This window comes from uncultured Thiothrix sp., assembly GCF_937876535.1.
Taxonomy (GTDB): Bacteria; Pseudomonadota; Gammaproteobacteria; order Thiotrichales; family Thiotrichaceae; genus Thiolinea.
The window spans coordinates 58,498-72,595 of record NZ_CALFHZ010000013.1 but is presented as its reverse complement, the minus strand read 5'-3'; the positions used below and the strand labels follow the sequence as shown (position 1 = coordinate 72,595).

15 protein-coding genes are annotated in these 14,098 nt (G+C 43.9%); 13 read left to right on the top strand and 2 right to left on the bottom strand.

Annotated elements, in window-relative coordinates; genetic code table 11:
- Positions 1 to 22: 22 nt before the first annotated feature.
- The 3 genes from Q0230_RS06945 (at position 23) to Q0230_RS06935 (ending at position 2,503) form a co-directional block, all read left to right on the top strand.
- Entirely contained in the window at positions 23 to 934 is a 912-nt protein-coding gene (locus Q0230_RS06945) for an MbnP family copper-binding protein (RefSeq protein WP_298609137.1), read from the top strand.
- A gap of 30 nt (positions 935 to 964) precedes the next feature.
- A complete protein-coding gene (locus tag Q0230_RS06940) occupies positions 965 to 2,116 on the top strand; it encodes a methanobactin export MATE transporter MbnM (protein WP_298609136.1) in 1,152 nt (383 codons plus the stop codon).
- A 117-nt stretch (positions 2,117 to 2,233) separates the two neighbouring features.
- A complete protein-coding gene (locus Q0230_RS06935) occupies positions 2,234 to 2,503 on the top strand; it encodes a DUF2282 domain-containing protein (protein WP_298609135.1) in 270 nt (89 codons plus the stop codon).
- Here the strand turns inward: Q0230_RS06935 and Q0230_RS06930 are convergent, their stop codons facing one another.
- Positions 2,504 to 3,448, bottom strand: a complete 945-nt coding sequence (locus tag Q0230_RS06930) for a sigma-54-dependent Fis family transcriptional regulator (protein WP_298609134.1) — start codon at positions 3,446 to 3,448, stop codon at positions 2,504 to 2,506.
- Positions 3,449 to 3,619: 171 nt separating this feature from the next.
- Between Q0230_RS06930 and Q0230_RS06925 the strand changes: the two genes are divergently transcribed.
- From Q0230_RS06925 to pyrF, 10 genes are all read left to right on the top strand, one after another.
- Positions 3,620 to 4,204 carry a hypothetical protein gene (locus tag Q0230_RS06925; RefSeq protein WP_298609133.1) on the top strand — a complete coding sequence of 195 codons (585 nt, stop codon included), beginning with the start codon at positions 3,620 to 3,622 and terminating at the stop codon, positions 4,202 to 4,204.
- A 224-nt stretch (positions 4,205 to 4,428) separates the two neighbouring features.
- Positions 4,429 to 5,313, top strand: coding sequence for a formyltetrahydrofolate deformylase (gene purU, locus Q0230_RS06920; protein WP_298609132.1), 885 nt, complete (start codon positions 4,429 to 4,431; stop codon positions 5,311 to 5,313).
- Positions 5,314 to 5,412: 99 nt separating this feature from the next.
- Positions 5,413 to 6,543, top strand: a complete 1,131-nt coding sequence (hisC, locus tag Q0230_RS06915; protein WP_298609131.1) for a histidinol-phosphate transaminase — start codon at positions 5,413 to 5,415, stop codon at positions 6,541 to 6,543.
- The gene (locus Q0230_RS06910; RefSeq protein WP_298609130.1) at positions 6,540 to 7,430 is read left to right on the top strand and encodes a prephenate dehydrogenase/arogenate dehydrogenase family protein; all 891 of its coding nucleotides are present in this window, start codon (positions 6,540 to 6,542) and stop codon (positions 7,428 to 7,430) included. The genes hisC and Q0230_RS06910 overlap by 4 nt, the downstream gene beginning before the upstream one ends.
- Position 7,431: 1 nt before the next feature.
- The gene (gene aroA / locus Q0230_RS06905; RefSeq protein WP_298609129.1) at positions 7,432 to 8,754 is read left to right on the top strand and encodes a 3-phosphoshikimate 1-carboxyvinyltransferase; all 1,323 of its coding nucleotides are present in this window, start codon (positions 7,432 to 7,434) and stop codon (positions 8,752 to 8,754) included.
- Positions 8,744 to 9,397, top strand: a complete 654-nt coding sequence (gene cmk, locus Q0230_RS06900; RefSeq protein WP_298609128.1) for a (d)CMP kinase — start codon at positions 8,744 to 8,746, stop codon at positions 9,395 to 9,397. The genes aroA and cmk overlap by 11 nt, the downstream gene beginning before the upstream one ends.
- Before the next feature lie 114 nt (positions 9,398 to 9,511).
- Positions 9,512 to 11,173, top strand: coding sequence for a 30S ribosomal protein S1 (gene rpsA / locus Q0230_RS06895; protein WP_298609127.1), 1,662 nt, complete (start codon positions 9,512 to 9,514; stop codon positions 11,171 to 11,173).
- Between the two features lie 176 nt (positions 11,174 to 11,349).
- Positions 11,350 to 11,655, top strand: coding sequence for an integration host factor subunit beta (locus Q0230_RS06890; RefSeq protein WP_298609126.1), 306 nt, complete (start codon positions 11,350 to 11,352; stop codon positions 11,653 to 11,655).
- A gap of 71 nt (positions 11,656 to 11,726) precedes the next feature.
- Positions 11,727 to 12,866, top strand: coding sequence for a hypothetical protein (locus Q0230_RS06885; RefSeq protein ID WP_298609124.1), 1,140 nt, complete (start codon positions 11,727 to 11,729; stop codon positions 12,864 to 12,866).
- Positions 12,867 to 12,895: 29 nt separating this feature from the next.
- A complete protein-coding gene (gene pyrF, locus Q0230_RS06880) occupies positions 12,896 to 13,585 on the top strand; it encodes an orotidine-5'-phosphate decarboxylase (protein WP_298609122.1) in 690 nt (229 codons plus the stop codon).
- A gap of 126 nt (positions 13,586 to 13,711) precedes the next feature.
- Here the strand turns inward: pyrF and Q0230_RS06875 are convergent, their stop codons facing one another.
- Positions 13,712 to 13,930: a hypothetical protein gene (locus Q0230_RS06875; RefSeq protein ID WP_298609120.1), complete on the bottom strand. Its 219-nt coding sequence runs from the start codon at positions 13,928 to 13,930 to the stop codon at positions 13,712 to 13,714.
- Between the last annotated feature and the right edge of the window lie 168 nt (positions 13,931 to 14,098).

Here is a 14,098-nt window from a genome sequence, read left to right as displayed (position 1 = left end):
TTTAAATTAAGAGTAATAGACCATGCAAAAAATCTATGCTTTCAGCCCTGTAGTGCTAGCCTTGAGCTTAGTCGCTTGTGGGGGCGGTGATGATAATAGCAAAACTACCAATCTCACTATTCCTTTTCAGGCCAAAGCGGGCGCTACGGACATTGCTTGCGGTACACCATTGACCAATTTAGGTCTGAGTGCAGACCAAGGCACGCTTGCTGATTTTGCTTTCTATATTCACGACATCAAATTCAAAACTAAAGCTGGGCAAATGGTTAGTGCTAGTTTGGAGAAAAATGATTTCCAAGACTCAGAATACGGTGTAGCCCTCTTAGACTTCCAAGATAAAACCGATGCTTGTAATGGCGCAGCTAAGCCTACCAATAAAGTCGTTTATGCCAGTGTGAACAATTTAAGCTCAGCGGATATTATCGGGCTTGAGTTTAAAGTTGGCGTACCTGCAGTCGTGAATCATCACAATGCCAGTACTGCCATCGCACCTTATAACCGTTCAGGTTTATTCTGGTCATGGCAAACTGGGCATAAATTTATGCGCCTGGATGTGAATCCGAGAAATAAAGTCCAGCTAGCTTATACTGCTAGTGGTGCGAATATCTCCAATACCTATTTCTTCCATTTAGGCTCTACCGGCTGCTCAGGTGATCCGATCACAGGAGCCGTAGTGAACTGTACAGCACCGAATCGCCCTACTGTAACGCTCACTGCTAATTTCAAAGTCAGCAATCTGACTACTAGCACCGTTGTTTTTGATTATGCGAAGTTAATGGCTGATCTGAATCTAAATAACGATGCGGTGATGCCGCCCGGCTGCATGTCGGGTGCGACTGATATTGAATGTATGCATATTTTCAATAATTTAGGTTTGAGTCATGGTGCACACACTGCCACTGGTTTGCAAAAAGCCTTTAGTGTAGCGAACTAAGAGGCTGATAGAATGCTGGATAGAAGGCGGTTGGCAATACTAGCTTTGGGTTTAGTTTTGAGTGCGTGTGTTGAGCAAGATAACCAAACCTTGATTAATACGGGAGGCTCGGAGAGTGATCGCAGTTTCAACTGGAATATTCCGGCGAATTATCCTTTGCCTGTCGTGCATGCCGATAATCCGATTTCGGAGGAAAAGTTTCAGTTAGGGCGGCATCTTTTTTATGACCCGCGTTTATCAGGGCCAGCCAACTTCTCTTGTGCTTCCTGTCATCGTCAAGAACTCGCTTTCACCGATGGTTTAGCTCAAGCCATCGGTGCAACCGGGGAAAAGCATCCTCGCAGTGCCCAAGCTTTGGTGAATATTGCGTATAATGCGAGCGTGAATTGGGGCAATCCCAGCACAGTGACTTTAGAGCAGCAAGCGCCCATTCCTTTATTTAATGAGTTTCCAGTGGAAATGGGGGTAAATGATAGCAATCAAGGACAAGTGTTAGCGCGCTTACAGGCTGAACCCCGCTATCAAAGTATGTTTAAAGATGCCTTTCCGAATGAAACTCAGCCCATACATTTTGCGAATATCGCCAAAGCGCTAGCTAGTTTTGAGCGCGGTCTAAATAGCTTTAATAGTCCATTTGACCACTATGAGGCAGGCAATCAGTTTGCGATTACACCCGCCGCTAAGCGTGGGATGAATTTGTTTTTTAATGAAAAGACTGAATGTTTTCATTGTCATGGTGGGATGAATTTTACCTTGTCTTCTTTTGATCGTAGTCAAAGCTTTGCAGATACCGAGTTTTTCAATAATGGCTTGTATAATCTCGATGGCAAAGGTAAGTATCCGGATGGCGGTGAAGGTATTTTCGAAATTACAGGCAAGCCTGAAGATATGGGACGTTTTCGTCCACCGACTTTGCGTAATATCGCTTTAACCGCGCCCTATATGCATGATGGCAGTATTGAGAGCTTAGATGCGGTTATTCGTCATTATGCCGCGGGTGGACGCCAGATTAGTTCAGGGGCGAATGCTGGGGATGGGCGCGCTAATCCTTATAAAAGCGGCTTTGTACGCCCCTTTCAACTCACTGAGCAAGAGATTGGGGATTTACGTGAATTTTTAGAAAGCTTGACCGATGAAAGCTTTATTAATAATCCACGCTTTGCGAATCCGTGGGTAGAGTGAGTAAACCATGCGTCGATCAATTTTACTGGAATACTAAGTTTCCTAGGCGGTTAGCGGATCTCAACCGAAACCAAAACCTAAGCTAATCGCCTTTTTTAATTTTTAGAGATAAATGCAATGAAAGACAATCGTTATTGGATAGCAGCCGCGCTAACAAGCGCTTTATTGATGACCACAGGTGCGGCGAGTGCGCATAAAGAGACTTATGATACTGAAACTGAGCGCTGTGCAGGGATTGTTAAAGCTGGGATGAATGACTGTAGTGCACATGAGCATGCTTGTGGCGGTAAGGCGAAAGTTGATAAGGATCCTGAAGAGTGGATCAATTTACCGAAAGGTACCTGTGAAAAAATTACGGGGGGGCGGGTGCTTGAAGACAATGAGTAATCAAGCCAGCCAATATTTCTTCAAGCGATAATTTAAAGCATCGCGGCTAATTCCTAACAGCCGCGCGGCTTGTGTTTTGTTGTGTTGAGCTTTATCCAGTGCTTGTTGGAGCAAGTCACGTTCTAGCGCTTCTAGGTTCACACCGTCGGCGGGTAAAACAAAAGCACTTAAGCTAGTGGGTTTAGTTTGCTGGATTTGTGTTGGTAAATTGGCTGAGGTAATTCTTTGTCCTGCTAGCAAAATGCTTAAGCGTTCACAGGTATTTTTCAACTCGCGCACATTGCCCGGCCAAGCATAACGCTGCAAAGTTTTTAAAGCATCCCGCGCTAAACTGGTTTTAGCGAGACCATGCTGCTCAGCAAAATGACTTAAAAAATGCTGACTCAACACTTCAATATCTTCAGGTCGCTCACGCAAAGGCAGTAGCTCAAGCGGCATCACATTCAAACGGTAGAAAAGGTCACTGCGAAATTGACCTGCACGGCTTTCCTGTTCGAGATTGCGATGCGTAGCGGCTAAAACACGTACATCTACTTGACGGGCGCGTAATTCACCCAAAGGTAGAATTTCGCCTGATTCGAGAAAGCGTAATAACTTGGCTTGTAGGGTGAGTGGTAATTCACCGATTTCATCTAAAAATAAAGTTCCACCTTCAGCAGCTGCAATCAGTCCGATTTGTGCTTGCTCAGCACCCGTGAAACTACCTTTGCGATGCCCGAATAATAAAGATTCGGCAAGGGTTTCAGGTAAAGCTGCGCAATTGACAGTAATGAAAGCTTGCGTTTTGCGCGTGCTGCTGTGGTGAATGGCTTTAGCCACGAGTTCTTTACCTGTACCTGATTCCCCTGTGATTAAGACTGTGACTTGGGTGCTGGCTACTAAACGTGCGGCACACAAAAGAGCTTGCATAGTAGCAGAGCGGGTTAGGATGGCATCGAAATACATAGTGCAGCAAAGCCTTAAGATCTATGTGGATTAGTTGTAAGGCCTTATAGCATAAATCAGCTTAGTCTGGAATTAGTTGAAGCAAGTCTGAAACTGGCACACTATGCTTAGAGATACCAGTAAAATCATGAGCGTTCATTAATAATCAATAAGCTATGCGAGGAGCTTACTATGTTAAAACGCCAATTAATACCCTTGGTTTTCTTTAGTCTAGTGGCTGCTATGACTTCTGGGCAAGCGGACGATGTGACAGATTCTATTCAAGAAGCGAGTGACGCCTATGCTAAAGGTGATACCGCTAAAGCCCTAGAAAGTCTCAATTATGCCGTACAACTGATGCAACAAGCCAAAGCTCAAGGCTTGGAGGCTTTATTGCCTCAACCGCTGTCCGGTTGGACCGCTGAAAAAGCGGAATCAACTGCGGTAGGTGCTGCAATGTTCGGCGGTGGAATTACGGTTGAAAAGCGTTATAGCAAAGATAAAAGTTCAGTCAGTGTACAAATCGTTACCGATTCACCCATGCTGCAAGGGCTAATGACTTTGTTTAGTAATCCAATGTTTGCTACCTCTTCTGGCGGAAAATTAGAGAAGATAGCTGGGCAAAAAGTAATTTCTACCTATGATCCAGCGTCCAAAGCAGGTGACTACCAGTTTGCGGTGGCGAATAAATACATGGTGACAGTGAAAGGCGAGCAAGTCAGTGCGGAAGACATGAAAGCTTATGCTGAGGGAATTGATTTCAAAAAAATGCAGTAAGCGATCCTAAATACTGACTGTTGTGTTTAGCTAGCAAGTTTCTCGCAAATTTATGCTAAAAAACTTGCAGATAAAGAAAGAGATTTTGTCAGCTTTGTTTGCACTAGATGAAGAACTTGCTAGGCTGCTGCTATGGTTTGGAAAACTTCAAATATTGATTGACTAGTCAGTCAATATTAATGAAACTAAGTTTAATCACAGCACAACAGCAGAGTTATCAGAGCATGAGTATTGATAAAAATCAGCCAGACGCCGTCGGGACTTCTTTTATTCTTCGCGCGAGCTGCGTAGCTGCTCGTGGTATTGTCGCGGCAGTAACTTCAGTCTTATTTGAAAAAGGTTGTTACTTAAATGAGATGTCGCAGTTTGACGATCGCGAAAGTGGACGTTTTTTCATGCGTGCTCATGCTCAAGTACAAGTGGGTGCTAGTACGCTTGATGAGATTCGTGAGGCTTTAATTCCAGTGGCTGAGCGCTTCGGGATTGACTGGTCGATTCATAATGCGGATACCCCGGTTAAAGTCTTACTCATGGTCAGTAAGTTTGACCATTGCTTTGATGATTTGCTCTATCGGCATCATAAGGGTGAGTTACCGATGGAGATTACGGCGGTAGTCTCGAATCACCGTGACCTGCGCCCGATGGCAGAACGTGAAGGTTTGCGCTTTATTTATTTGCCAGTGACTAAAGAAAATAAACGCGAACAAGAAGTACGCCTGATGGAAATTGTTGAAGAAACAGGCACTGAATTAGTGGTGTTAGCGCGCTACATGCAAATCCTCTCAGACAATTTGTGTAAACAGCTGCGTGGACGTGCGATTAATATTCACCATTCTTTCTTGCCTGGTTTCAAAGGTGCGAAACCTTATCATCAAGCCTATGAGCGCGGTGTAAAGTTGATTGGCGCGACTGCACACTATGTGACGGCTGATCTTGATGAAGGCCCGATCATTGAACAAGCCGTTCAAGTAGTCGATCATTCTTATTCACCCGATGCTTTAGTTGCAGTTGGGCGGGATACCGAAACAATAGCCTTGTCTAAAGCAGTCAAATTGCATGTGGAGCATCGCGTATTCTTAGACGGGAATAAAACGGTCGTCTTTAAATAAAATCCTCCTCCAAAGCGCTTTGCCAGTACGGTTTGAGTCTGGCAAAGTCGCTTTTAATATGATTGAATGCTGGCCTAATCAATGCAGAGCGCGAGCATCATGCCATCAACAGTTAATTATCAAAGCCTTGCCTTAGCTGGTGTACAGGCTTTATCCCCTTATCAGCCCGGTAAACCTATCGAAGAATTAGAGCGTGAATTAGGTATCACCGATATTCTGAAATTGGCCTCGAATGAAAATCCTTTAGGTGCAAGTCCTAAAGCTTTGGCTGCTTTAGCTAAGCCTTTAAAAGCCTTGGAATTGTATCCAGATGGTAGTGGTTATTTACTAAAAGATGCGCTTGCAAACAAACTGGGTTTACACGCGAAGCAAATTACTTTAGGTAATGGCTCGAATGATGTTTTGGAGTTAATTGCGCGGGCTTTTTTAACGCAAGGTCGAGCAGCTGTGTGTTCAGAGTTTGCCTTTGCAGTTTATCCGATTGTGACTCAGGCCACAGGTGCGGAATTACGCATTGCTAAAGCCAATCCACCTGAGCATGCTGAAATGCCCTATGGGCATAATCTGCAAAACCTATTAGAGAAAATCTCTGCTACAACGCAGTTAGTTTTTATTGCTAATCCGAATAACCCAACAGGTACTTGGTTAGGCAAAGCTGAATTGCTCAATTTCCTACAGCAAGTACCTCAGCAAGTAATTGTAGTTATTGATGAAGCCTATACGGAATATGTTGAAGATCCTGAGTTTCCGAATGCTTTAGCATGGTTAGCACAATTCCCTAATCTAATTGTCACCCGCACTTTCTCAAAAATTTATGGTTTAGCCGGTTTGCGTGTGGGCTATGCTGCCTCTAGCCCAGAAATTGCGGATATTTTAAATCGCGTGCGCCAGCCCTTTAATGTCAATTCCTTAGCCTTAGCGGCCGCGACGGCTGCTTTAGTCGATGATGCCTTTTTAGAGCAAAGTAAAGCGGTAAATAGTAAAGGTTTGCAGCAATGGTTTGCCGCTTGTGCTGCAGAAAACTGGGATTATATTCCAACCGTTGGTAATTTCATTACTATCCATTTAAAGCGTCCGGCTGCACCTATTTATGATGCCTTATTGCGTGAAGGTGTGATTGTGCGCCCCATTGGTGGTTATGGTTTACCTGAGCATCTACGCATCACGATTGGTACTGAGGCGCAGAATCAACGCTGTATCACGGCATTGAAAAAGGTGCTGGCGGCGTGATTAATAAATTAGTGATTTTTGGGGTAGGGCTAATCGGTGGTTCGTTAGGTTTAGCCTTACGCCAAGCGAACTATTGTAAGCAGATTGTGGGCTGTGGGCGGAATGCGGAGCAATTGCAAAAAGCAGTTGATCTCGGCGCGATTGATAGTTTTAGCTTGGATGCGACAATTGCGGTGCAAGATGCAGATGTAGTACTGCTAGCAGTGCCGATGGGCGCGATGCCTGCGGTTTTAGAGCAAATTAAAGAAGCTTTACCTGCCAACTGTATTCTCACCGATGCGGGTAGTACGAAAGGTTCGATTGTTGATCAAGTGACTGCCATTATGGGCGCTGACTACCAACAGTTTGTGCCCGGTCACCCAGTGGCGGGTCGGGAGAAAAGTGGTGTAGAAGCAGCGGTGGCTGATCTGTACCAAGGACGGCGAGTGATTCTAACCCCTACCGAACACACTAATCGCCAAGCTTTAGCCACTGTTGCAGGGATGTGGGAAGTAACCGGAGCATTAGTGGAGCAAATGCCAGTAGCGATGCATGATCAAGTATTAGCAGCTACTAGCCATTTACCGCATGTATTGGCTTTTTCTTTGGTTGATACTTTGCTCAATATGCCGCAACAGGAAGATATTTTGCGCTATGCAGCGGGCGGTTTCCGTGATTTCACGCGGATTGCCTCCAGTGATCCAGTGATGTGGCGCGATATTTGTCTGTATAACGACCAAGCTATTCTCGATATGATCCAAGCTTTGCAAACTAATTTGGCTGAGTTTGCCACCCTCATTCGTGAGCATAATGGCAATGCACTGCATCAACGTATGACTAAAGCCAAACAAGCCCGCGATAACTATATAGCTCGTTTTGAACCCCCTAAATCAGTAGGACAACATTAAAGTGAGTCATCAAAATCTTCGTTTTATTGTGCAACCCAGTGGCAAGCTAACAGGACGGATTCGCGTCCCTGGGGATAAGTCCATTTCGCACCGCTCGATTATGTTGGGTTCGTTAGCAGAGGGCATAACTCAGGTGAGCGGTTTCCTACAAGGGGAAGATTGCTTATGCACTTTGCAAGCCTTTCGCAACATGGGCGTGCAAATCGATGGGCCGACTGAAGATGGCAAAGTTACCATTCACGGCGTGGGTTTACATGGTTTAAAAGCACCTAGTACTGACTTAGATATGGGTAATTCAGGGACTTCCATGCGCTTAATGTCTGGGCTTATGAGTGGTCAAGCCTTTGATGTGCGCATGACAGGGGATAGTTCTTTGTCAAAGCGTCCGATGAAGCGTGTGACGGTACCTTTAGCGCAAATGGGCGCGCGCATTGACGCGACTGAGCAAGGGACTCCACCCTTAAATGTACACGGTGGTAGTCGGCTCAAAGGTATTCACTATGCAATGCCAATGGCGAGTGCACAAGTTAAATCAGCCCTATTATTAGCTGGTTTATATGCGGAAGGTGAGACTTCTGTTACTGAGCCAGCACCTACCCGTGATCATACTGAGCGCATGTTGCGTGGGTTTGGTTATGCGGTCAAAACTGAAGGCAATCAGATTAGTTTACAAGGGGGCGGTAAGCTTACCGCTACAGCCATTGATGTACCCTCAGATATATCTTCAGCTGCTTTCTTCATGGTGGGAGCAAGTATTGCAGAAGGCTCAGATTTGATTATTGAGCATGTGGGTATGAACCCAACTCGTACTGGTGTGATTGATATTTTGCGTTTAATGGGTGCGAATTTAGAGTTGTTAAATCCACGTGAAGTCGGCGGTGAGCCAGTTGCGGATGTTTGGGTGCGCTCAGCTAAATTAAAAGGGATTCGTATTCCTGAAGAGTTAGTGCCGCTAGCGATTGATGAATTTCCGGTGCTTTTTGTGGCTGCGTCTTGTGCCGAAGGCGAAACAGTTTTAACTGGCGCTGAGGAGTTGCGGGTAAAAGAAAGTGACCGTATTCAGGTGATGGCAGATGGTTTAGTCGCTTGTGGGATTAATGCTCAGCCCACACCAGATGGCATTATCATTCAAGGCGGTAAGCTGACTGGAGGGGTAATTACCAGCCATAACGATCATCGAATTGCGATGTCATTTTCAATTGCTGGTTTACGTGCGAGTAGCCCTATGCTGATTAATGATTGTGCAACGGTGAATACTTCATTTCCGGGCTTTGTGCAATTAGCCCAACGCGCTGGTTTAGAGATTAGTACGGATGGAGAATAAACAAGCACCCGTCATTACCATTGATGGCCCAGCAGGTTCTGGTAAGGGCACAATTGCAACATTGCTAGCGCAACACCTAGGCTGGCAGTTATTAGACAGTGGTGCGATTTATCGAGTAGCGGCGCAAGCTGCTTTAGAAGCTGGTATTCCCTTAGAGGATGCCACTGCTTTAGTTGAGCTGATTCAAAGCTTAGAGATGCATTTTGCCGATGGTAAAGTTTGGCGCAATGGTCAAGAGGTCAGTTTAGCGATTCGTACTCCTGAAACTGCTGACGCAACTTCACGTATTTCAGCCTTGCCTGCCGTACGTATTGCCTTAATGGATCGCCAACGCGCATTTCGGCAATTACCGGGTTTAGTGGCTGATGGACGGGATATGGGAACGGTGATTTTTCCTGACGCTAAGCTTAAGGTTTTTTTAACTGCCAGCCCCGAGATTCGTGCTGAAAGACGGCATAAGCAGTTGAGTGAACAAGGAATTTATGCTAGTATCACCGCCCTTATCGGAGAGATTAAAGAGCGTGATGAACGTGATAGTAATCGATCCATAGCACCCTTGCGTCCAGCCGCTGATGCATTGATGATTGACAGCAGCCAGTTAAATCCTGAACAAGTGCTTCACTTGATTTTGCAGAATCAATAAAAAGCGCTGGAAAACTATGCAGAGGCCCAGACAAGGATTGTCCGGGCTTTTTATTTTTGCCCATCATAACAGGATGTTATGGTGAACATTTAAAATCTACAGGTAAATTGATTCATGACTGAAAGTTTTGCAGAACTGTTTGAAGAGAGCCTATCTTACACCCAGATGAAACCAGGCTCCTTGGTTAACGCGACGGTTATTGATGTACGCCCTGATTTCATTATTGTCAGCGCTGGCCTAAAGTCGGAAGGGGTAATTCCGGCTGAGCAGTTCAAAAACGAACGTGGTGAAATCACTGTTCAAGTGGGTGACTTAGTTGAAGTTGCCTTAGACACAGTTGAAGATGGTTTTGGTGAGACTCGTTTATCTCGTGAAAAAGCACGTCGCATGCGTGCTTGGGAAATCCTTGACGAAGCCTTCAAAAATGATGAAATCGTTACTGGTATCATCACGGGCAAAGTTAAAGGTGGCTTCACGGTTGAATTAAGCGACATCCGTGCATTCTTACCAGGTTCTTTAGTCGATGTGCGTCCAGTACGTGACACTGCCTATTTAGAAGGTAAAGAACTTGAATTCAAACTGATCAAATTGGATCAGAAACGTAATAATGTGGTTGTTTCTCGCCGTGCTGTGGTTGAAGAAGAGTACAGTGCAGAGCGTGAAGCCTTATTGGATAACCTCCAAGAAGGTCAAGCGGTTAAAGGCGTGGTTAAAAACCTCACGGACTACGGTGCCTTCCTTGACTTGGGTGGTATTGATGGCCTGTTACACATTACTGATATGGCTTGGAAGCGTGTTAAGCATCCTTCTGAAGTGGTTAATATCGGTGACGAAATTGAAGTTAAGGTTCTTAAATTCGACAAAGACAAAAACCGCGTATCTTTGGGTCTGAAACAATTAGGCGAAGATCCATGGCAAGATTTAGTTCGTCGTTACCCACGCGAAACCCGCCTGTTCGGTAAAGTTAGTAACTTAACTGACTATGGCTGTTTCGTTGAGATTGAAGATGGCGTTGAAGGCTTAGTGCACGTCTCTGAAATGGATTGGACGAACAAGAACGTTAACCCAGCTAAGGTTGTAACTTTGGGTGACGAAGTTGAAGTCATGATCCTCGACATTGATGCCGATCGTCGTCGTATTTCTTTAGGTATGAAGCAATGCCAAGCCAATCCTTGGGATGAGTTTGCGACTTCACATAATAAAGGCGACAAAGTATCTGGTAAGATCAAGTCAATCACTGATTTTGGTATCTTCATCGGTTTAGATGGTGGTATTGATGGTTTAGTGCATCTGTCTGATATTTCTTGGAATGCTCCAGGCGAAGAAGCAGTACGTAGCTATAAGAAAGGTGATGAAGTAGAGGCGGTTGTTCTTGCTGTTGATCCAGAGCGTGAGCGTATTTCTCTGGGCATCAAACAAATGGAACAAGATCCATTCTCTAATTTTGTTGCTGCTCATGCCAAAGGTAGCTTCGTGAAAGGTAAGGTTGTTGAAGTCACTGCTAAGTCAGCACGCATTGATTTAGGCGAAGGCATCGAAGGTATTTTACGTGCTTCTGAGTTATCACGTGATCGTGTAGAAGATGCGCGTACCTTATTAAACGAAGGCGATGAAATCGAAGCTAAATTTATGGGTGTCGATCGCAAGACTCGCGCGATTAACCTGTCAATTAAAGCAAAAGAGAATGAAGAAGAAGCTCGTACCATGAAGGAATACACTAAGGGTTCTGCTTCCACTTCATTAGGTGATATCTTTAAAGAGCAAATGAGTGATTAATAATAATTAATCTTTTTGCTCCTTAAAATGGAATAAAATCAGTTTGGCCAAGGATGGCCTTTATTCCTGATGTTAGGTAATTGTAAATTTGGTTTTAATACCAGTGCAATTACCTGCATTCCCCGCTAGAATTATAAAACTCAAATTCAGATAAATAAGCTTCAGGAGCGTAACGGATGACCAAGTCTGAAATCATTGATATTCTAACCCGTAAACAAAGTCATCTGAGTAGTAAAGATGTTGAACTGTCGATTAAGTTATTATTAGAATCGATGAGTGAGACTTTATCATCAGGTGGGCGTATTGAAATTCGCGGCTTTGGTAGTTTTTCGCTGCATCATCGGACTGCACGGAAAGGGCGTAATCCAAAAACAGGTGACCAAGTGAGTTTACCACCTAAGTTTGTACCGCATTTTAAACCAGGTAAAGAATTGCGTGAGCGCGTTAATAGTTCACGGCAGCATTATGCTATTCAAGACTGATTTTTTCTTTTTTGTCATTCCTACTTTTCTTTACTCCCTAGGAGGCTTTTTAGCCTCCTTCCTTATTTAATATGCTAGAGATTTTATTTCTTTTACTGCCTTTAGCCTTCTATTCCGGCTGGCGTACTGCGCATAAAAAAAATCGTTCTAGCCAAACGGGAGCTACTGAAGTCTCTACCCGTTTTGTTCAAGGTATTAACTTTCTATTAAATGAAGAACCAGATAAAGCTTTAGATGTTTTTCTAGAAGCTCCTAGTTTAGATGCTCAAGCGGCAGAAACTTTTCTAGCTTTAGGAAAAATGTTTCGTAATCGTGGCGAGGTAAATCGTGCTCTACGTTTGCATCAGCATTTAGTGGCACGTCCAGATTTAACGAATACTCAACGCCAGTTAGCAATGCTAGCTTTAGGTGAGGATTTTTTTTCAGCTGGTTTATTAGATCGCGCCGAAGGTGTTTTTAATGAGTTAATTAAAAGCTATCCAAAAAATACCACAGCTTGTATTCCGCTTAGGCGAATTTATGAGCAGCTCCATGAGTGGGAAAAAGCATTTACTTTAACCGAATGTTCAGTCACTGATAAAACTGAACGTACGCATTTAATGACTCATTATCTGTGTGAGCAAGTAGAAGAGTTATTAGCTAAAAATCAATTATTCCAAGCAGATGAAAAACTAAAAAAAGCTTTAAGTATTTATCCGCAATCGGCTCGGGTGCAAACCTTATTAGCTGAATTAGCTTTAGCGCGTGGTGAGCGAGCAGTGGCTTTAAAATACTTTCGCCAAGCCTTAGTCTATGATCAGCATTTATTGAGTTCATTAGTTAAGCGCTTATTGAGTGTATTCACTCAACCTACTGAATTACAACAGTTATATGAGGTAGTAAGCACTGAGTATCGTCGCAACCCAGATGCTAAAATGTTGCCTGCTTTAGCAGCTATTGAGCAGGAAATAGGGCAGGGTGGTAGTTTGGTGCCTGTGTTGCATCAGCATTTACAGCATGAGTTGGGAAATTTACAAACCCTCACTTGTGCGGCACGTTATTTAAGTAAGGAGTCTGATACTAAGACTACCTTAAACGAACTCAGTTTAGCTTTGGGGCGTTTAGCGAACACATTACCACGGTTTCAGTGTGCTAATTGTGGTTATAAATTGCATGAGTATGTTTGGCGTTGCCCAGCCTGTCATCATTGGGACTCGGTACAGAGTCAATAAAGTCTAACTTCTCAAATTAGGAACCTACTGTGACAACTCGCTTAATTATTGCTTTAGATTTTCCTGCTGCTGAGCCAGCACTCCAGTTAGTCAAACAGTTATCTCCGCAAGATTGTAAATTAAAAGTGGGCTTTGAATTATTTGTAGCAGCCGGTCCGGATTTTGTGCGCCAACTCGTAGCACAAGGCTTTGATGTCTTTCTGGATTTAAAATTTCACGATATTCCTAATACAGTGGCTGCTGCTTGCAAGTCTGCGGCTAATCTTGGGGTTTGGATGATCAATGTGCATGCTGCGGGTGGCGATAAAATGATGCTGGCAGCTCGTGAGGCTTTAGTAGGTTTTCAACAGCCACCGAAATTGATTGCTGTAACCGTGCTAACTTCAATGGACAAAGTACAGTTAGAAAAGATCAATATTACCCAATCGCCGGTTGAGCAAGTCAGTCATCTAGCAGTTTTAACTAAACAATGTGGTTTAGATGGCGTGGTATGTTCGGCTCAAGAAGCGGAAATCCTAAAACAGGTTTGTGGTTCAGAGTTTTTATTAGTGACTCCAGGGGTTCGCCCAGTGGGTAGTCAGCAGGACGATCAAAGTCGAGTTGTCACACCGCTAACTGCAAGGAAGTTGAAGATAGATTATGTGGTAGTGGGTAGACCTATTACTCAAGCAAAGGATCCTCTAGCTGTCATTCGCACTATTAACCAAGATTTAGCTTAATTCAGTTAATTTTTAATTAGGGTGCATAGTCATCTCATTTGGTCGGCAAGTGACTGAAACAAAATACCTGAAAGTGGGTTAGGTTATTGTCTTTGAAAGCTCACGAATAGCGGTGAATCAGTTATCCTAAGCTATTTCGATGCCAGTACCACAAATTACTGAGGATGATTCAACTAGAATCCCCTCGTCTGGGTTTAACTGATGTAGTTTTAATGCCGTATTTATCCAAGGTTCTTTGTTGGCTTGGAAGGCTAGAGCAGTATTTAAAATTGAGTGCTTTCGTAATGCGTTTTGCTCTTGCACATTAAGCTGTCTTTTTTTGCGCAGTTGTGGAATGTCTAGCATGTTGGGCTAGCCTCGATGAACAAAATTATCATTTTAGTGTAGTGCTATTTTCAGTGGCTTGAAGTAGTAACCGATAGCCACTAGCTCATTCACCAAATCCGAACAGTTCTTCTGAATTTTCTGCTTTCTCAAACAAACTACTTGCCTTATGCTGAGAGGATGAGGAGA